The 20,735-nt window shown below is 40.0% G+C and carries 15 protein-coding genes and 1 pseudogene; 12 read left to right on the top strand and 4 right to left on the bottom strand.

Annotated features, from left to right (window positions below; translation table 11 throughout):
• Positions 1 to 49: 49 nt before the first annotated feature.
• The 3 genes and pseudogenes from mtaB to J1G40_RS12470 form a co-directional block, all read right to left on the bottom strand.
• Positions 50 to 1,396 carry a tRNA (N(6)-L-threonylcarbamoyladenosine(37)-C(2))-methylthiotransferase MtaB gene (gene mtaB, locus J1G40_RS12480; RefSeq protein ID WP_265242976.1) on the bottom strand — a complete coding sequence of 449 codons (1,347 nt, stop codon included), beginning with the start codon at positions 1,394 to 1,396 and terminating at the stop codon, positions 50 to 52.
• A 207-nt stretch (positions 1,397 to 1,603) separates the two neighbouring features.
• Positions 1,604 to 2,779 (bottom strand): GlmU family protein, encoded by a 1,176-nt coding sequence (locus tag J1G40_RS12475; protein ID WP_265242975.1) that lies wholly within the window; start codon positions 2,777 to 2,779, stop codon positions 1,604 to 1,606.
• Between the two features lie 175 nt (positions 2,780 to 2,954).
• Positions 2,955 to 3,203: pseudogene (locus J1G40_RS12470) on the bottom strand (type B 50S ribosomal protein L31); the annotation flags it as partial.
• Positions 3,204 to 3,372: 169 nt separating this feature from the next.
• On the opposite strand from J1G40_RS12470, the gene J1G40_RS12465 reads away from it, so the two are divergent.
• From J1G40_RS12465 to J1G40_RS12435, 7 genes are all read left to right on the top strand, one after another.
• Positions 3,373 to 3,894 carry a DUF4199 domain-containing protein gene (locus J1G40_RS12465; RefSeq protein WP_265242974.1) on the top strand — a complete coding sequence of 174 codons (522 nt, stop codon included), beginning with the start codon at positions 3,373 to 3,375 and terminating at the stop codon, positions 3,892 to 3,894.
• Between the two features lie 40 nt (positions 3,895 to 3,934).
• Positions 3,935 to 4,924 (top strand): glycosyltransferase family 2 protein, encoded by a 990-nt coding sequence (locus tag J1G40_RS12460; RefSeq protein ID WP_265242973.1) that lies wholly within the window; start codon positions 3,935 to 3,937, stop codon positions 4,922 to 4,924.
• Between the two features lie 27 nt (positions 4,925 to 4,951).
• A complete protein-coding gene (locus tag J1G40_RS12455; protein ID WP_265242972.1) occupies positions 4,952 to 6,661 on the top strand; it encodes a phospho-sugar mutase in 1,710 nt (569 codons plus the stop codon).
• Entirely contained in the window at positions 6,661 to 8,487 is a 1,827-nt protein-coding gene (locus J1G40_RS12450) for an ABC transporter ATP-binding protein (protein WP_265242971.1), read from the top strand. The genes J1G40_RS12455 and J1G40_RS12450 overlap by 1 nt, the downstream gene beginning before the upstream one ends.
• A 77-nt stretch (positions 8,488 to 8,564) precedes the next feature.
• A complete protein-coding gene (locus tag J1G40_RS12445; RefSeq protein WP_265242970.1) occupies positions 8,565 to 9,110 on the top strand; it encodes an RNA polymerase sigma factor in 546 nt (181 codons plus the stop codon).
• Between the two features lie 104 nt (positions 9,111 to 9,214).
• Positions 9,215 to 9,730 carry a hypothetical protein gene (locus J1G40_RS12440; protein ID WP_265242969.1) on the top strand — a complete coding sequence of 172 codons (516 nt, stop codon included), beginning with the start codon at positions 9,215 to 9,217 and terminating at the stop codon, positions 9,728 to 9,730.
• Positions 9,723 to 10,175 carry a hypothetical protein gene (locus J1G40_RS12435; RefSeq protein ID WP_265242968.1) on the top strand — a complete coding sequence of 151 codons (453 nt, stop codon included), beginning with the start codon at positions 9,723 to 9,725 and terminating at the stop codon, positions 10,173 to 10,175. The genes J1G40_RS12440 and J1G40_RS12435 overlap by 8 nt, the downstream gene beginning before the upstream one ends.
• Before the next feature lie 229 nt (positions 10,176 to 10,404).
• On the opposite strand, the gene J1G40_RS12430 is transcribed toward J1G40_RS12435, so the two are convergent.
• Positions 10,405 to 11,430, bottom strand: coding sequence for a WD40/YVTN/BNR-like repeat-containing protein (locus J1G40_RS12430; RefSeq protein ID WP_265242967.1), 1,026 nt, complete (start codon positions 11,428 to 11,430; stop codon positions 10,405 to 10,407).
• Between the two features lie 68 nt (positions 11,431 to 11,498).
• Between J1G40_RS12430 and J1G40_RS12425 the strand changes: the two genes are divergently transcribed.
• The 5 genes from J1G40_RS12425 (at position 11,499) to J1G40_RS12405 (ending at position 20,731) form a co-directional block, all read left to right on the top strand.
• A complete protein-coding gene (locus J1G40_RS12425) occupies positions 11,499 to 12,710 on the top strand; it encodes an RsmB/NOP family class I SAM-dependent RNA methyltransferase (protein WP_265242966.1) in 1,212 nt (403 codons plus the stop codon).
• 99 nt (positions 12,711 to 12,809) lie between these two features.
• Entirely contained in the window at positions 12,810 to 16,466 is a 3,657-nt protein-coding gene (purL, locus tag J1G40_RS12420) for a phosphoribosylformylglycinamidine synthase (protein WP_265242965.1), read from the top strand.
• Between the two features lie 145 nt (positions 16,467 to 16,611).
• Entirely contained in the window at positions 16,612 to 18,249 is a 1,638-nt protein-coding gene (locus J1G40_RS12415; RefSeq protein WP_321160199.1) for a beta-N-acetylhexosaminidase, read from the top strand.
• Between the two features lie 148 nt (positions 18,250 to 18,397).
• Entirely contained in the window at positions 18,398 to 20,170 is a 1,773-nt protein-coding gene (locus J1G40_RS12410) for an AMP-dependent synthetase/ligase (RefSeq protein ID WP_265242964.1), read from the top strand.
• 108 nt (positions 20,171 to 20,278) lie between these two features.
• Positions 20,279 to 20,731, top strand: coding sequence for a MarR family winged helix-turn-helix transcriptional regulator (locus J1G40_RS12405; RefSeq protein WP_265242963.1), 453 nt, complete (start codon positions 20,279 to 20,281; stop codon positions 20,729 to 20,731).
• The last annotated feature ends 4 nt before the right edge of the window (positions 20,732 to 20,735 follow it).

Raw genomic sequence — 20,735 nt, 5'->3', positions numbered from 1 at the left:
TATACCCGCTCGTTGAAGCGGGTTTTTTTATGGATATACGCGAAATTATTTACTGTACAAATACATCTTTTGAACTAAAATCAAAGCGTACAAGACCATCTGCATCAATCTCTCTTAGTTGTATTTCATGAACTGTGTTGACCAGGGCAGGATCCCATGGCGCCTTAACCTTTATATAGTTTTCTGTAAATCCATGAATGTAGCCCTCTTTATTTTCCCCTTCAAATAAGACGGTCCTTTCAGAACCAAGCTGACTTTCGTAGAAGGCCCTTCGTTTCTTCACAGATAAACCTCGAAGCATTTTACTGCGCTTATTTCTAACCGCTTTAGGAACTACCCCTTCCATAGTGGCCGCAGGGGTATTGTCTCGTTCAGAATAGGTAAATACATGCAGATAGGATATATCTAACTGGCTCAGAAAGTTGTAGGTGGTTAAGAAATGTTCCTCTGTCTCACCAGGAAAGCCAACAATTACGTCTACTCCAATACAGGCATTAGGCATTACCTCTTTAATTTTCTTAACGCGGTCCGTATACAAATTACTCATATATCTGCGCCGCATCAACTTTAATAATTCATCCGAACCACTTTGCAGGGGAATATGGAAATGTGGCACAAAACGTTTACTATGAGCTACAAAATCTATAGTTTCATTTTTTAGGAGGTTGGGTTCTATTGATGAAATTCTCAACCTGCTGATCCCTTCTACCCTATCCAGTGCTTCTACCAGATCTAAAAAGGTATGCTCGTGCTTTTTATTCCCAAACTCTCCCTTTCCATAGTCACCAATATTAACTCCAGTCAAGACAATCTCCTTAATGCCTTTAGCCGAAATTTCTTTGGCATTGTTCAGCACGTTCTCCAGAGTATCACTGCGCGATATTCCTCTGGCCAGTGGAATAGTACAATAAGTGCATTTGTAATCACAACCATCCTGTACTTTCAAAAATGCCCTGGTCCTATCCCCGATTGCATAGGAACCGACATAGAAATCGGCCTCCTTAATTTCACATGAATGAATCTCGGTCATCCTGAGTGCAGTTTTAGGACGGCCAAATAAATCATTGACATAATCGGTGATCTTGAATTTTTCTGTCGCCCCCAATACCAGGTCTACACCGTCAACAGCAGCTAATTCTTCAGGTTTTAATTGGGCATAACAACCAATTGCAGCAACAAAAGCATCCGGATTCGCCTTATGTGCTTGTCTGACCACAGTTTTAAAGCGCTTGTCTGCATTTTCTGTTACAGAACAAGTATTAATTACGTACATATCTGCCTGCTGAGAAAAATCTACCCGCTCAAAACCTTCATCTACAAAACCTCTGGCAATAGTAGAGGTCTCAGAAAAGTTAAGCTTGCAGCCAAGTGTATAAAACGCAACTTTTTTCTTCATCCCAATATTAATAAACGGACGGCAAAGATAGGGAGGAATTACGAGGTACGAAATACGGGGTATGAAATACGAAGGAGGAAGTAAGAAGAACATATTACAGATAAGAACCTCCCGGCCACAGCTCAATTCTTATTGCTAATTGTTTATTGCTAATTGTTTATTGCTAATTGTTTATTGCTAATTGTTTACAGTTAACTGCACAGTGAACTAATAGTTCCTCCACTTCTTGGTAAGTTCAAATACATGGTTAAGAATATCGGCTTCCTTCTGGTCAAAGTCAACATGCCTTCGGGCCATCATAACCTTAGCAGCTTCAAAAGCCTTTCTGGGCAAGTATGTACTGAAACCTGAGGCCCCTCCCCAGCTGAAACTAGGAACAAAATTTCTTGGAAAACCAGGGACATAAATATTACAATTTACCCCAATAATCGTCCCGGTATTGAACATGGTATTAATAGCTGTTTTACTATGATCACCCATCATCAGTCCACAAAACTGTAATCCTGTATGTTCAAATTTTTCGGTGGCATAGTTCCAAAGACGTACCTGGGCATAGTTGTTCTTTAGATTAGAGTTGTTAGAATCCGCACCAATATTACACCATTCCCCTAAGACCGAATTCCCGAGATAACCATCATGTCCCTTACTGGAATATCCGAAAATAACAGAATTATTGATCTCTCCACACACTTTTGCCCATGGGCCAACGGTGGTTGGGCCATAGATTTTAGCCCCCATCTTAACCACTGCTTTTTCACAGAGTGCAAAACCACCCCGAATAAGATTCCCTTCTAATATTTCTGAATCTTTCCCGAGATAAATAGGCCCCTCGGTGGCATTCAGTATGCTATACTCTACCTTAGCGCCTTGCTCTGCAAATATATTCCCAGGGTTAATAAGGCTATTTGTGTTAGACAAAGGGGCGCTTTCTCTCCCTTCCGTGATTAAATCAAAATCTGCCTGAAGTGCCTCGCCGTTCTTTGAAAAAATATCCCAGGTATTTTTTACTATCAGAAGGGCTTCATTAAATTGGATCTTCCTGAAGCCGTCAAGGTTTTCAGCCTCAAACGGATCGGTTGTATAATAAGCCACAACTTCATCTTCATAATAAACTACCTCATTTTCTTTTAATGACCCGATGATTTCAACAAGCGCCTTGTTGGGTACTACAGCCCCATTAATCATAATATTTTCAGCACTTTTTACAAGGGGGTATTTTTCAGACAAATATTCTTCCGTTTTGGTCGAAGTAGATGTAGCCAGAAATTTTTCCCATTTTTCCCTTATCGTTAAAATTCCGATTCGAATATCAGCTACCGGCCTTGTGAATGTAAATGGTAATAATGAGTTTCTTACCTCCCCGTCAAAAAGAATATAATTCATGAATGGAATTTTGAGTAAAAATAAAAAAAGTCACGCATTGGCGTGACTTTTAATTCTATTATATCTAGGAAAGTGCCTATTCTTCTTCAGCGCTCGCCTTAGTTTCTTCAACTTTAGCTTTTGGAGCTTCCTTAACCGGAGCTTCAGCTTCAGGAGCCGATTTAGCTGCCGCAGGTTTCTTAAATTTATCGTACTTGCTCTTGAACTTATCAATACGTCCTGCCGTATCTACCAATTTAGCTTTTCCTGTGTAGAAAGGATGAGAAGTCCTTGAAATCTCCAATTTTATTAAGGGATACTCCACGCCCTCTACTTCTAAAGTCTCCTTAGTTTCTGCTGTTGACTTTGTAATGAACACTTCGTCATTAGACATGTCCTTAAAGGCTACAAGTCTATAATTTTCCGGGTGTATGTCTTTTCTCATCGTTTAATGCTTAGATACCTTCTGATTTTTTCAGGCTGCAAATTTAGGTTTTTTTTCAAGAAACAACAATTTTAATCTCCAAAAAAGATTGTAAAAATTGTACCTTGTAAATGTAACAAAACTTAATTTCCACTAACTAATCAATTATTCAACTAAAAATTTAAATAAAATGGAAGAAAATCAACCGAAAACAGGAAAGTTCGCTTTAAACTTTGGTCTATTACTTGGGGGTATTAGCGTCATCTTTACCTTTATTCTTTATACTATGGATATGCATTATCAGGGCGGAATACCTGTGCTGGTAGTAAGTTTAATATTAAGCCTTGCTGCAATTATCCTAGGATTAACCCAATTTAAAAAGGCCAATAATGGGTTTATGACTTTTGGACAAGCCCTGAAAATTGGGGTTGGGATATGTCTTATTGGAGGTATAGTAAGTATCCTGTTTAATCAAATACTGGTAAATGTAATAGATCCGGACACTATGACCAAGGCAATGGATTATGCCAGGGCCACTATGCAGGAGACTACGAATCTGAGTTCTGATCAGATTGATGCACAGTTAGAAATGCAGCAAAAATTCTCAACACCGGTAATGCAAATAGCTTTTGGACTGTTGTTTAGTTTGTTTTTTGGCTTCGTACTCACTTTAATTCCGGCATTGGTTCTTAAAAAATCTCAGCCCGAATAGTATTATTTGTACTTTTGAAAGGAATTGTCCATAGCGCTATATGAATATCTCTATCATAATTCCTTTACTCAACGAAGAAGAATCTTTAAGAGAACTCCATGATTGGATTGTAAATGTTATGCAATCCAATCATTTTTTGTATGAAATCCTCTTTATTGACGATGGCAGTAATGACAGATCCTGGAGCGTTATCTCCCAACTTGCAGAAGAAAATAATAATGTAGGGGGAATACGTTTCCAAAAGAATTTTGGGAAATCCCAGGCGCTGCATGCTGGTTTTAAAGCAGCTAAAGGTGATGTGATCATAACAATGGATGCCGACCTTCAGGACAATCCTGAAGAAATTCCAGAATTGTATCAGCTGATTACCGAGGAAAAGTACGACCTGATTTCCGGTTGGAAAAAGAAACGCTACGATTCCTTAATTACAAAAAACATTCCCTCCAAACTCTTTAACTGGGCGGCCCGCAAAACTTCTGGGGTTAAGTTACACGATTTTAATTGCGGCCTGAAAGCCTTTCGCAAGGAAGTAGTTAAATCTATTGAAGTGCACGGAGAAATGCACCGATATATTCCCGTACTCGCTAAAAGTGCCGGATTTTCCAGGATAGGTGAAAAAGTTGTAAAACATCAGGCCAGAAAATACGGGAAGACGAAATTTGGAATGGAACGATTTATAAACGGCTTTTTAGACCTAATCACTATTTGGTTCGTTTCAAAATTTGGGAAAAGGCCCATGCACCTGTTTGGGGCCCTTGGGGTAGTAATGTTTCTTATTGGCTTTGGTTTTGCACTTTACCTTGGAATAGACAAACTATTCATAAACCCGGCCGGGAGACTTCTAACAGACCGTCCACAATTCTTTGTCTCACTTATTGCCATGGTTATAGGAACACAATTGTTCCTGGCAGGGTTCCTGGGAGAGATCATGGTGCGTTCCAGAAAAAAAGAAAAGCGGTATAAAGTGTCGGAGGAACTAAATCTTTCCAGGACCTTATCCAAAAGTCACAGCGACCAATATTCTTCGTAATTTTGGGGTATAATTTTAAGTTAACTTATGAATGATATTTTAACCACTGCCAAATCCTGGCTTTCAGATAATTTTGATGATGAGGTAAGAAAGGAAATTGAATTTCTTATCGAAAATGATACTGAAGAACTTCAGGATCGCTTTTACAAGGATATGGAGTTTGGCACCGGAGGTATGCGCGGTATCATGGGGGTGGGCACCAATAGGATTAATAAATACACCCTTGGCAAAAGTACACAGGGATTAAGTAATTACCTGATAAAAACATACCCGGATGATGCACTGAAAGTAGTCATTGCCTACGATTGCAGACATAATAGCGATACGCTGGCCAGAACCGTGGCGGAAGTGCTATCAGCGAACAATATTAAGGTATTTTTGTTTTCAGAATTGAGAACAACTCCTGAATTATCATTTGCAGTAAGGCATCTGAATTGTCATGCAGGAATTGTCTTAACCGCTTCTCACAATCCCCCGGAATATAATGGCTATAAAGTGTATTGGACAGATGGCGGGCAGATAGTGCCCCCCCAGGATGCGGAAATTATTGCGGAAATAAACAGTATAGGATTTGATGAGATTAACTTCAAAGCCAAGGAGGATCTTATAGCACTTATTGATGAAGCAGTAGACGAAGCTTTTATATCTGCATCTGTTGAAAATGGCAATTTTAACGCTGATGGCAAAGACGATTTTAAGATTGTTTTTACCTCCCTGCACGGTACTTCTATTACAGCCATCCCTGAAGTCCTTAAACGGGCAGGTTATAATAACGTAACCATTATAGAGGAGCAAGCCAAACCCGATGGCAATTTCCCCACAGTAAAATCTCCAAACCCGGAAGAGCCGGAGGCATTGGCCATGGCCATGGAAAAAGCAAAAGAAATAAATGCCGATATGGTAGTTGGTACAGACCCTGACAGCGACCGGCTTGGGATTGCAGTAAAAAACCTCAACGGAGATTTGGAATTATTAAATGGGAACCAGACCATGCTATTAATGACCAAATTTCTTCTGGAGCAGCGCAAGAAAAAAGGATTCACAGGGAACGAATTTATAGCCTCAACCATCGTATCTACCCCAATGATGAACCAACTTGCCGAAGCCTATGGGGTGGAATGCAAAACGTCTCTTACCGGCTTTAAATGGATTGCAAAAATGATCAAGGATTATCCCGATCAACATTTTGTTGGAGGCGGCGAAGAGAGTTTTGGATTTATGGTAGGTGATTTTGTCAGAGACAAAGATGCTGTTACCGCTACTTTACTTGCCTGCGAAATTGCTGCCAGTGCCAAGGCCAGGGGCAGTTCGTTCTACAAAGACCTTATCCAGTGTTATGTAGATTATGGCTTTTATAAGGAAAAGCTTATTTCTCTTACCAAAAAAGGGATGAGCGGGGCAGAAGAAATTAAGCAAATGATGATCAATTACAAGGAAAATCCCATAGCATCATTAGACGGGTCTAAGGTGATCATTGTAGATGACTACAACACTGCAACTTCTAAAAATATGATCACAGGGGCAGTTACCCCAATAGCTATCCCGACATCTAACGTACTGATTTATACCACCGAAGACGGAACCAGAATGGCCGCCAGACCCAGTGGAACCGAACCAAAAATTAAATTTTATTTCAGTATCAATGCCGCCCTTGAAAAACCCGAAGATTTCCAAAAGGTAGGTCAGGAGTTGGAAAAAAAGATAGAAAGAATCCTCGTTGAACTCAATTTGGATTAATGGAATATTTCAGAAAAATACTTCGCTTTGCGAAGCCTTATAAGAAATTTGGTTTTCTCAATATACTATTCAACATTCTCTATGCGCTGTTTAGCGCCCTCTCATTTGCAGCTTTAATTCCGATGCTGGAGGTGCTCTTTGATAAGAACAAACAAGTAACGGCCCTCCCAAGCTACCAGGGTCTTGGAAAGCTAAAAGACTATTATCTGGATTATATGAATTACAAGGTTACCCAATATTCCGGGGACGACCCTATGAACGGACTAGTACTGGTTATTGGACTGGTATTGATACTCTTTTTGTTAAAGAACATTTTTAATTACCTCGCCATGTACTTTATAACCTTCCTTAGGAATGGAGTACTAAAGGACATTAGAAACAAAATGTATCAAAAAATAACAGCTCTGCCCGTTTCCTATTATTCAGAAAAAAGAAAAGGGGATGTAATTGCCAGGATCACTTCAGACGTATTGGAAATTCAACATTCTTTCCTTTCCGTGCTCGAACTTGTTGTTAGAGAACCACTGACGATCCTATTCACTATTATCATCATGTTTTTAATAAGCGTGAAACTCACGATATTTGTCTTCCTGTTTATTCCCCTGGCCGGGATGATCATTTCGCGTATTGGAAAATCCTTAAAAAAGAAATCGGATCGCGTACAAAAAGAACAGGGAGAATTGCTCTCCATTGTAGAAGAAACACTGGGCGGTCTTCGAGTTATTAAGGCTTTCAATTCGGAAGGCAGGTTTTTCAGGACCTTTAAACATTCTACCACCCGATTTTTCAGATTTTCCAATAAACTTCTAAACAGACAAAACCTTGCTTCACCTACTGGTGAATTTCTGGGAATCCTGGTAATAGGGGTACTACTCTGGTTTGGTGGTAAAATGGTATTGGTTGATGGCACCCTGGATGCCCCCTCTTTTATTGCATACATGGGCCTTGCATATAATATTTTAACGCCGGCCAAAGCAATTAGTAAGGCTTCATATGGCTTAAAAAAAGGTAATGCAGCTGCTGAACGGGTACTGGAAATACTTGAAACAGAAAATCCTATCAAAGATAAACCAGATGCTATTGAGAAGTTGTCTTTTGACAAGGGGGTAAGCCTTGAGAATATTTCCTTCAAATACGAAGACGAATATGTCTTAAAAAAATTCAATCTGCATGTTCCTAAAGGACATACCGTTGCTTTAGTAGGCCAATCCGGTAGTGGTAAAAGTACTATTGCCAATCTGGTTACCAGGTTTTATGATGTGGATAAAGGTAAAATCAATATTGATGGCATCGATATTAAAGATATCAGTAAAAAATCACTTAGGAACCTCATGGGCCTGGTTACACAAGACTCTATTTTGTTTAACGAATCGGTAAAAAACAATATCAGTTTAGGAAAAGAAAGTGCTACAGATGATGAAATTATAGCCGCAGCAAAAATTGCGAATGCCCACGATTTTATAATGGAACTACCCAATGGGTATGATACTAACATTGGTGATAGCGGGAATAAATTGAGTGGTGGACAGAAACAACGCCTTTCTATTGCAAGAGCAGTGCTTAAAAATCCGCCGATCATGATACTGGACGAAGCTACCTCGGCATTAGACACGGAGAGCGAACAACTTGTACAGGATGCCCTGGAGAAAATGATGCTCAATCGCACCTCTATTGTTATTGCACACCGCCTTTCAACCATACAAAAGGCAAATACCATTGTAGTCTTAAAACAGGGGGAAATTGTTGAACAGGGATCTCATGAAGAACTTTTAATGAAAGACGGAACCTATAAGAAATTGGTGAATATGCAATCTCTTGCTACTTAAAACACCAATTAAATTATTCTTGCAAGACTAAACCTTTGTCCAAAACCGTTGTCTAAGTATCATCTAACAAGCTGACATTGATTGCGGAAGAAACCTTAGTTCAACAATTAAAGGAAAAAGATAGCCAGTCTCAGGCCTTTGAGGTACTTATTAATACCTACAAAGAACGCCTGTATTGGCATATAAGGCGGATCGTCCTGAACCATGATGATGCTGATGATGTGCTGCAGAATACCTTTATCAAGGTTTTTAGAAATATTGAAGGCTTTAAGGGCGATAGCAAACTCTATTCCTGGATGTACCGTATAGGAACCAATGAAGCCCTTAGCTTTTTAAAGGCAAAAACAAGAAAACTGGGGGTTAGTAATGAAGAAATGCAAGAGAGAATGGTAAACAATTTGGAGGCTGATGTATATTTTGAAGGAGATGAAATTCAATTAAAATTACAAAAAGCGATCGCTATCTTGCCGGAAAAACAAAAATTGGTTTTCAATATGAAGTATTTTGATGAATTGAAATATGAAGAAATTTCTGAAATACTGGAAACTTCGGTAGGTGGATTAAAAGCATCTTATCACCTGGCAGTAAAAAAAATTGAACATTTTTTAAAAGAAGAGCAATAAATTTAAGCCTAGAACTGAGTAAATGATAAGAAAATGATGGATAACAGCTCTTTAACAAAAGTATTTTAAACCATTTTTGGTTTTATTAGTCTTAATTAAGACACATGAATGAAGAACATAAAAATAGTGGTTTTAAGACCCCTGAAAATTACTTTGAAGGGTTCAATGACAGGCTTTCAGAGCGTCTGAAGGAGGATGAAAGTACACTTCCTGAAAATGCTGGGTTAAAAGTGCCTGAAGGGTATTTTGATTCCTTAAATGAACAAATAACCGACAAGCTGCAACAGACTACGTCAACCAAGGTAGTAAAGCTGTATCCTCATAGAAAGTATTACCTGGCCGCTGCTGCAATTGCCGCTTTATTTATTCTGGTATTGGGGATTCAGCAATTCGGAGACAAGGAGTTGACCTTTGATAGTTTGGCAAATTCGGATATAGAAAATTATCTGGATAATACAGACCTTGGCCTTAGTTCTTATGAAATTGCAGAGGTGGTGGCCCTTGATGATATAGCCATTGACAATATTTTAGAACATGAACTAATTGAAGAAAGCATCATAGATTATTTGGATGAGAATGTTGATGATTTTGACGAATTAAATTTAGAATTAGATGAATAATTTTAGCAAAATTGGGGTAATGGTGTTACTGATGTTAACATGCATTACAACCTATGGTCAGCGACCAGGAAGGGAAAAAATAAAGACGCTCAAAGTGGCATTTATTACCGAGCGTTTAGATTTATCGAGTAAGGAAGCGCAAGTATTCTGGCCCATCTACAATGATCATGAAGAAAATATTGAAAAAATGAAACGCCGGGAACGGGTAGAGATCAGGGCCAAATTAATGGATTTTGAATCGCTCTCAGAAGCAGAAGCCGCTTCTTTGCTGAACCAAATGATTGCGATTGAAAAGAAAAAGCAAGAATTACATATTGCTTTTATCGAAAGAATGAGTGAAGTAATCTCACCAAAGAAGACATTTCAGTTAATAAAAGCGGAAGAAGATTTTAAAAAGAGATTACTCCGTCAAATACAACAAAGAAAAAAGGCCGGGGGTCGTTAATTTCAAAAATTAATATTTAGAATAAGGGGAGTAATATTTACTCCCTTTTTTTATACCCGCAAAGACAAAAAACACTCATTGAGTTAAACCTTTTTAATTTCCTGGTGTCCTATTAGTAACCTTATTAAAAAACTTTAAGATCGTACAGATAGTTTTTAGGTTGGTTTGGGTAGATTGTCGATAAGATAATCGTTATGTTAGCAAGGGAGGAGCTTTAAGCTCCTCCTTCTTATTTAAAGGACAGTCTGGAAATACGATTTCTACCCGCGGCATATGCGATAGAATCGTTTAAAAACCTGAGGGTATAAAATGATTCCTCGGAAAGAGCTGTCCAATTGTTACCACCGTCGGCCGAATAGGAAATTCCTGTAAAACCAATAGCCACTATCCCCTGACCCCCGGTTCCCGGAACAAATTGCACACAACTTTTATACTCCGGATCCTGCCCGTCTGCAACCAATTGCCAACTATGACCACCATCTGAAGTTATTGCTTTATTGGAAAGATTATTATCAGGAGAAGTATAATCCCCGCCAATAGCAATCCCAATATTTTCATCATAAAAATCTATGGAATATATGCCCTGGGTGGGTGCTTCCTTCACAATAGGTGTTTGGTAAACCTCCCAACTTCTTCCTTTATCCGGAGAATAATACACCCTGCTTGCAGTACTTGCCACCCAACAGTGTTCTCCAACGATAGCAATGTTTGTATTACTTGCTGCAAATGCCCCTTCCCCATCTTCGCTTTCGGGAAAACTTTGGCAATCTAATTTGGACCAGGAATTGCCACCGTCTCTGGTGATAATAACAGACATGCAACCCTTCATGCTGTCTCCAACAGCCAGCCCTTCCTGATCATTCCAAAACTTCATCGCATCATAGAAAACCAGTGAATCGCTTTCAGTATAAACCAGTTCCATTCGCCCTTCTTCACCGGTCTTATACAATAAGGCGGGGTTTGCAACCGAAAGCATAAAAAAGTCGGTTGAGGTATGCCCCACTGCCCTAAATTCCGGAAGAATCGAATCATAGGCCTGAACCCCTTTCCTAATGGTATGGGTTTTCATGTCTATCGAACCAAAAACCCCCTTATTCGCTGCAAAAGCCAGACTGCCATCCATTATCTCAATAGCCCTTATGCTCAAAGAGTCTTCCAATACCGCAGTTATCTCAACACTGGTAAATGGTTGGTGTACCTCTATATCACGACAAGAGAAAGTAAAAACGACAAGCAATAAACAAAGGATACGCATATTGATTTTTTTTCAAAAATAAAGGGATTACTCATGAATAACATACCTTTGCCTCCTAAAATTTTCCAATGCGATTACATAGAAACCTGGTGTTTGCGGTAATAGACGGATTACATCTTATTTTCAATGAAAATGAATATGCCGATAAGGTGGTGGAGAAATTACTGAAAAGAGATAAGCGATGGGGTTCCAGGGACCGGGGGTTTATCGCGGAAACCACCTATGATATAGTTAGATGGAAAAGGCTTTATTCGGAAATTGCTGAAGTTAAAGCACCACTGACCAGACCTAATCTATTTAGAATATTCGCCGTTTGGGCGGTCTTAAGAGGAATCGCCTTACCAGACTGGAAGCAAATTGAACCTACCCCCAGCAGGCGAATCAAGGGAAAATTTGACGAACTATCTAAAATCCGGAAATACCGCGAATCTATTCCCGATTGGCTAGATGAATTGGGTAGTGAGGCCCTGGGAGAACAGTTATGGACCAAAGAAATCGCTGCCTTAAATCAGCAGGCCCCGGTTATTCTGAGAGCTAACAGACTAAAAACAACCAAAGAACAGCTATCAGCATTTTTGGAAACTGAGCAAATTGCGACAACCACTATCAAAGGATATCCGGATGCGCTGCAGTTAAAAGAAAGATCCAATGTTTTTATTACTGATGCATTTAAAAACGGGCATTTTGAAGTTCAGGATGCTTCCTCGCAGTTGGTAGCTCCTTTTTTAGAGGTAATGCCTGGCCAGAGGGTAGTTGATGCCTGCGCCGGGGCGGGTGGAAAAACCTTGCACCTTGCCGCACTAATGGAGAATAAAGGACAACTCATTGCACTTGATATCTATGCTAACAAATTAAAAGAACTTAAACGAAGAGCAAGGCGCAATAGCGCACACAATATTGAGACGAGAGTCATAACTTCTAACAAAATCATTAAAAAACTTTACGGCAGTGCCGACAGGGTATTAATAGATGCACCTTGCACGGGCTTAGGTGTTTTACGAAGAAACCCGGATGCCAAATGGAAATTAAACCCAGAATTTTTACAAAGGGTAACCAAAACTCAACAAGAAATTCTGAAAACTTATAGTAAAATGGTTAAACCGGGAGGCAAGCTTGTTTATGCTACCTGTTCTATTCTTCCTCAGGAAAATATGGATCAGGTAAATATCTTCCTGGCTTCAGAGGAAGGTAAGGACTTTGAGTTGGAAAAGGACCGGAATATTTATGCCTCAAAAAGTGGATTTGACGGCTTTTTCATGGCACGACTGGTCAGAAAGTAATTAACAATGCCCCTTGAAAACTGTTCGTTTGAACTCCAAATATTTCTTGGAAAAAGCTGTAAATTTGTGCTTTCTTAATCGCAAAATACGGGCAATTAAATGATTCACTTTTTCGGGGATGTATCCAATAAAGTTTTTGCTGTTCAAACTTCGGCAGAGCTTTCGCAAGAAGATATTGATAAACTAATATGGTTGTTTGGCAACCGTCCCAAAATAAACTCGGCGTCTATAGACGCCTTTTTTGTTGGGCCCAGAGCTGCCATGATAACCCCCTGGAGCACAAATGCCACGGAAATTACCCAGAATATGGGTATAACAGGAATCATTAGAATTGAACAATATTTTGCTGTAGCAAAAGATTATAAGGATTATGATCCCATGTTATCAGAGAAATATGCCCATCTGAGTCAGGAACTCTTCGCAATAGATATAGTGCCGGAACCTATTTTGGAAGTAAGTGATATTGCTGCTTATAATAAACAGGAAGGGCTTGCACTAAGTGATGACGAGGTAGACTATTTAGTGGAACTGGCCAATAAACTGGGTCGCAAATTAACAGATTCCGAGGTATTCGGTTTCAGCCAGGTAAATTCTGAACATTGCCGTCATAAGATATTTAATGGAACTTTTGTCATAGACGGCGAAGAAAAGCCCTCATCGCTTTTTAAACTAATCAAAAAAACCTCGCAGGAACATCCAAATAATATCGTTTCTGCCTATAAAGATAATGTTGCTTTTGTTAAAGGACCGGTAGTTACACAGTTTGCCCCGGAATCTGCTGACAAGCCAGATTATTACAAGGAAGAGGAATTTGAGTCGGTTCTTTCATTAAAGGCAGAAACTCACAACTTTCCAACAACGGTTGAACCATTTAACGGTGCTGCAACTGGTTCGGGTGGTGAAATACGCGACAGGCTAGCCGGCGGTAAGGGATCTTTACCCCTGGCAGGAACAGCGGTGTATATGACCGCCTACTCCAGGTTAGCAGAAAATCGTGCTTGGGAAAAGGGCGTCCGTGAACGCAACTGGTTGTATCAAACTCCGATGGACATCCTTATAAAAGCCTCCAACGGAGCTTCAGATTTTGGCAATAAATTTGGACAACCGCTAATTGCCGGTTCTGTTCTCACTTTTGAACATAAGGAAGATGCCAGGACCTTGGGCTATGATAAGGTAATAATGCAAGCAGGTGGTATTGGTTATGCCAAAGCCGATCAAGCCTTGAAGGACAGCCCAAAAACTGGCGACAAAATTGTTATTCTCGGTGGAGATAATTATCGAATTGGAATGGGAGGCGCTGCAGTGTCCAGCGCTGATACCGGTGAGTTTAGTGCGGCCATAGAACTAAATGCCGTACAGCGATCTAATCCCGAAATGCAGAAAAGGGCAGCCAATGCCATCAGAGGCATGGTAGAAAGCAAAGAAAATCTTATTGTTTCTATTCACGATCACGGCGCAGGAGGTCATCTTAATTGCCTCTCGGAACTGGTAGAGGACACCGGTGGAAAGATATCATTAGACCATTTGCCAGTTGGGGATCCTACCTTATCTGCCAAAGAAATTATCGGGAATGAGTCTCAGGAAAGAATGGGATTGGTAATAGGTAAGGAAAACATTGACCTGCTACAAAGAATTGCTGAAAGAGAGCGTTCACCAATGTATCAGGTTGGCGACGTTACCGGAGATCATAATTTTACTTTTGAAGCAGCCAATGGCCAAAAACCAATGGATCTGGCCCTTGAAGATATGTTCGGAAGTTCCCCGAAAACTGTTATGAAAGACAGTACTATCACAAGAGACTATAATTCTATTACATACTCCCTGGAGCATTTTCACGACTATTTGGAGCAGCTGCTGCAGCTCGAAGCAGTTGGTTGTAAAGATTGGCTGACCAATAAAGTTGATCGCTGCGTTGGCGGCAGAGTGGCCAAACAACAATGTGCTGGTGCGCTGCAATTACCATTAAACAATTGTGGGGTAATGGCGTTAGACTACAAAGGGAAAGAGGGAATAGCCACCTCTATCGGGCATTCGCCCATATCCGGACTTATAGATCCGGTTGCAGGCAGTAGAAATAGTATTACAGAAGCGTTGACCAATATTATCTGGGCCCCTTTACAAGACGGACTAAAATCTGTCTCCTTATCGGCCAATTGGATGTGGCCCTGTAAAAACCCGGGAGAAGATGCGCGTTTATATGCAGCGGTAGAAGCAGTCTCCGAATATGCTATAGCATTGGGAATCAATGTCCCTACGGGAAAAGATTCACTCTCCATGAAGCAAAAGTATAAGGATGCCGAGGTTATCGCCCCTGGCACGGTGATCATTTCCGCAGCAGCCCATTGCAATGATATTACCAGGGTAGTTGAACCTGTTCTTAGACAAGACGGCGGTGCCATATATTACATTAATCTATCAAAGGACAACTATAAACTGGGTGGATCTTCCTTTGCCCAAATAGTAAATAAAATTGGTGTTGAGACGCCAAATGTCACAAACGCTGAATATGTCAAAGACGTATTTAACGTCATTCAGGAACTCATAACTGAAAATAAAATTACGGCCGGGCACGATGTGGCTTCAGGAGGATTGGTAACCACTATATTAGAAATGTGTTTCGCAGATAATAATTTGGGGGCGGAAATTGATCTAACTCCCTTAAACGAGGAAGATACTCTTAAAGTATTATTCTCGGAAAATGCGGGATTGGTATTCCAGGCTGCGGATGACAACGTGGAAAATAAACTATTGAGTGCCGGAATCGACGTAAAGAAAATAGGTGTAACTGTCAACGAACCGATATTAAGAATTAATAATGGAGGCGTACAAATTGGACTCAATATACACTCCTTACGAGATACCTGGTTTAATACGTCCTATTTGTTAGATGATAAACAGACAGCTAAAGGCCTGGCAAAAGTCCGGTTCGACAATTACAAGAAACAGCCGCTTAAGTACGTATTCCCAGATGACTTTAATGGCAAGTTAGTTTCAGATAAAGCAAAAAGGCCCATTGCTGCAATTTTACGTGAAAAAGGGAGCAATTCGGAACGTGAAATGGCTAATGCTATGTTCCTTGCTGGTTTTGAGGTAAGAGATGTACATATGACAGATCTGATTTCAGGGCGGGAAACTCTTGAAGATGTTCAGTTTATAGGTGCAGTTGGTGGTTTTTCTAACTCGGATGTGTTGGGCAGTGCCAAAGGCTGGGCAGGGGCATTTAAATACAATGAAAGAGCCAGAAAAGCATTGCTTAATTTCTTTGCCAGACCAGATACCTTATCGATTGGAATTTGCAATGGTTGTCAGTTATTTATGGAACTTGATTTAATTAATCCTGATCATGGGGAGCACGGTAGAATGACTTACAATGATTCTGGAAAACATGAAAGTAATTTCACTTCAGTTAAGATTGCCGAGAACAATTCTGTAATGCTGTCTAATTTGGCCGGGGCAACTTTGGGCGTTTGGATCTCGCACGGAGAAGGAAAATTCAGCCTCCCCTATTCGGAAGACAAGTACCAGATTGTTGCAAAATACGGTTACGAGGGCTACCCGGCAAATCCAAATGGCAGTGATTTCAATACCGCGATGATGGCCGATAAAACGGGCCGGCATTTGGTTACCATGCCCCACATTGAAAGGTCTATATTTCCCTGGAATTGGGCATATTACCCAGGTAATAGAGAAGATGAGGTATCACCATGGCTGCAGGCTTTTGTCAATGCAAGAAACTGGTTAGAGCAAAGGAGCTAATCTTTACTGACAAATGAGATGTTAACCGGGATAAGTCTCAAAAGCTTTGATAGCCGTAACTTTGGTTTTTTGATTACCAAACTACAGTTTAATAGTTTTAACTTAGCTGTATTGAATCATTTAGTTTATAATCAGAAATAATGCCATGCGATATCCCATATTCACAGTTGTACTATTATTCTTAATGTGTAGTTGTACTAATAGCAGCAAAACATTTTTACCCTCTGAGGTTTCTATGCTGCCAAAACCGTTAAAATTGGTAGTGGAAAAGCAATCCTTCGTTTTTGATAAAACTATTGACATTTCAACTGGAGCTGATGATCAAATTATGGCGGCAGACCATTTGGTCAACTTACTCATAAATACCACAGGATACACACCAGAATTGGTTAACAACGACAAAGCATCCATTGTATTTTCCCAGGTAGACGGACTGCCCAAGGAGGGGTATCAATTACACATAAAACCGAAAAAAATAATAATTAAGGCGAGCGATGCCGGAGGGTACTTTTACGGTGTCCAATCCTTGAAATATTTACTGTTACAAAATACAATTGCCGCTACTGAAGAAACAAAATGGTTAGTCCCATGTCTTTCAATTGAGGATGCTCCTCGATTTAAATGGAGAGCTTATATGTTAGATGAGTCGCGGTATTTTCACGGTGAAGATTTTGTAAAGCTCCTATTGGATCAAATGGCCTTGATGAAGATGAATGTGTTTCATTGGCATTTGACAGATGACGCTGGATGGCGCATAGAAATAAAGAAATATCCGTTACTAACAGAAATTGGTTCGCATAGGGCAAATTCCGAAATAGAAACCTGGAAAAGCGGCAAACTATCTGGAAAGTCTCATAGTGGCTTCTATACCCAGGAACAAATCAAAGAAATAGTGGCATATGCCGCCGATAGGAATATTACAATAGTACCAGAGTTTGAGATGCCGGGACATGCAAGTGCCGCCATAGCGGCCTACACCTGGCTAGGTACCGCTGGGAGAGATATTGAGGTGCCGGTTATATTTGGAAGACATTATGATAATTATGACATTACAAAACCAGAGGTTGAACAATTTGTGAAAGACGTTTTGTTAGAGTTATTCGAACTATTCCCATCAGAAGTGATCCATATTGGCGGGGACGAAGTAGGTTATGAGGTTTGGGATAACGCTGCACATGTTCAAAAGTATATGAAAGAAAATAACATTAAAACATCTGCAGATCTGCAAGTAGGTTTTACAAATAAAATCTCAAAGTTTATTGCCGAAAATGGAAGAAGAATGATGGGCTGGAACGAAATCATGGGCATAAATGTTCATCAGGATTTTGAAGAGAAAAAAAATGATGTGGACGCTGAAACCCAGCTTGCCAAGAATGTGATTGTTCACTTTTGGAAAGGTAATGTGGATCTGGCAACAGAGGCTGCAGAAAAGGGATATGGTATAGTTAACTCCTTGCATAGTGAAACGTATTTGGACTATACCTATGAGAGTATAAGTCTCGAAAAAGCCTATAGCTTTGATCCTGTTCCTGAAGGCCTAGACAAAAGATTCCATAAAAATATTTATGGATTAGGCTGCCAAATGTGGAGCGAATGGACCCCTACATACCAAGATGTTGCCTACCAAACATTTCCCAGAATAGCCGCCTATGCCGAAGTAGGTTGGACCACAATCGAAAATAAGGATTTTGATACCTTTCAGGCGGCCCTTAAGAAATTACAGTACCACTGGGATGCATTGGGTATTAATTATGCAAAAGTCCTGGACAACGCAGACAATTAAAAACTTTTCAATTTGTGCCTTAGTTAAGCCATTATAGGTTGCTGTAAAAAGGTGCCTGTGTAATGGATAAAAAGCATGTCAATACCCCAAGGTATTTTAGAATTCCGTTAAGTTTTCCTATTTTGCAATTACCATTTAGATACCAAGTATGCAAAATATTACCAGGTTATTTGACTTTCCGTACCACCAACAGAAAACTTACAGTTTAGAGAAAGCATTTGTTTCAAAAACCAATGGTGAATGGACCGCCATTTCTACAAAAGAATACCTTGATAAAGCCAATGCCATCAGCCGGGGTCTTCTGAGATTAGGAGTTGCTCCCAATGATAAGATAGCTCTGATATCTATGACCAACCGCACGGAATGGAATATAATGGACATTGGGATTTTACAATTAGGCGCCCAGAATGTGCCTATCTATCCTACCATTTCAGAGGAAGATTATGCCTATGTCCTTAATCATTCCGGGGCATCCTATTGTTTTGTTTCCTGCGGAGAAGTTCTGGAAAAAATCAACGCTATTAAGGACCAGGTACCACATCTGAAAGACGTTTATTCTTTTGATACCCTGGAGGAATGTAAGAATTGGTCCGAGGTCCTTGAACTGGGAAAAGACCCGGGCAATCAGGAGGAAGTAGAACAACGAAAAGATGGTGTCAAAGGAGAAGATTTAGCTACCTTAATTTATACCTCGGGAACTACCGGAAGGCCAAAAGGGGTAATGCTATCCCATAGCAATATTGTTTCTAATGTACTTTCCAGTCAAAAACGTGTCCCTTTTGAACATGGGGCAAGCGCATTGAGTTTTCTACCTGTTTGCCACATTTTTGAACGAATGATATTGTACCTATATCAATACTGTGGTATAACTGTTTATTTTGCCGAAGGCCTGGATAAGATCAGTGAAAATCTAAAAGAAATACAGCCTAATGTAATGACCGTTGTTCCACGTTTGTTAGAGAAAGTTTACGATAAAATTATTGCCAAAGGCTCGGGCCTTAGCGGGCTTAAAAAAACCCTGTTTTTCTGGGCGGTTAAATTGGGGTTAAGATATGAACCCTATGGAGCAAATGGTTGGTGGTATGAGGCAAATCTTAAACTCGCCAGAAAACTAATTTTTAGCAAATGGCAGGAAGGTCTTGGTGGAAATCTTACAACTATGGTTTCGGGGAGTGCAGCATTACAGCAACGTCTCAGTAGAGTTTTTGGTGCCGCCGGAATCCCGGTCATGGAAGGTTATGGCCTTACGGAGACCTCACCTGTAATTTCGGTGAATGACGAGCGCAATGGCGGATGGCGAATTGGTAGTGTTGGAAGAGTTATTGATGATGTTGAAGTTAAAATTGCCGAAGATGGGGAGATTTTATGTAAAGGGCCCAACGTCATGATGGGATATTACAAAGATCCGGAAAAGACCAATGAGGTAATTAAGGATGGATATTTTCATACAGGAGATATAGGCGAAATTGATTCCGACGGATTTCTTAGGATAACAGATCGCAAAAAGGAAATGTTCAAAACGTCCGGAGGGAAATATGTGGCGCCTCAAATTTTAGAAAACAGTTTTAAACAGTCCAGGTTTATAGAACAAGTTATGGTGGTGGGTGAAGGAGAAAAAATGCCGGCCGCACTGATACAGCCGAACTATGAATTTCTTTTTGACTGGGCAGATAGACATAAAATTACCCTGGGAGCAAATTCGGATATTGTCCTAAATGACAAAGTACTCCAAAGAATTCAGGAAGAGGTTGACAAGGCAAATGAAAAATTTGCCAAATGGGAGAAAGTAAAGCAATTCCGCCTTACACCAGAAGTTTGGACCGTTGATGATGGTCACCTTACCCCTACTATGAAATTGCGAAGAAAAATTATCAAAGAGAAATATATCAATTTATATAATGATATTTACGGGCATAACTAAGCTTCCCTTTTACTGTTCGTTTCTTGCCGCACACCAGATTTGATATCTAACAAAATTCCATAAATATATTATGCATGCATAATATATTATTTGTATCTTTGATGGCCTATGAAGGAAATTACAATAGATTATGCACTACGCGCAACATGGCAGGCGGTAGCCAGAATGTACAACGAAGAAGCCAAAAATTTTGGTTCCACCATGGCCGTAGGCTTTACATTGTTGAGCATAGATCCCAAAACAGGAACTCCGTCTACCGCGCTTGGTCCTAAAATGGGAATGGAGGCCACCAGCCTCTCCAGAATACTTAAAAGTATGGAGGAAAAGGGACTCATCCAGCGCAAACCCAATCCAAAAGACGGGAGGGGCGTACTTATTCATCTTACAGAATTTGGCATTTCAAAGAGGGAGGACTCTAAAAATGCTGTTATAAAATTTAATGATTCCGTCAAAGCAAATATTTCCCCTGAAAAACTGGATTGTTTCTTTGAAGTAATGGAAACCATTGATCAGCTTATTGCAGAAAAAAAAGTATTCATAAAAGACACCACAACGAACTAAATCC

The sequence above is a fragment of the Muriicola sp. Z0-33 genome (assembly GCF_026126425.1).
In the GTDB taxonomy this organism is placed as follows: domain Bacteria; phylum Bacteroidota; class Bacteroidia; order Flavobacteriales; family Flavobacteriaceae; genus JAFMPW01.
The sequence above is the reverse complement of the archived record's forward strand: the minus strand, read 5'-3'. Positions and strand labels throughout refer to the sequence as shown.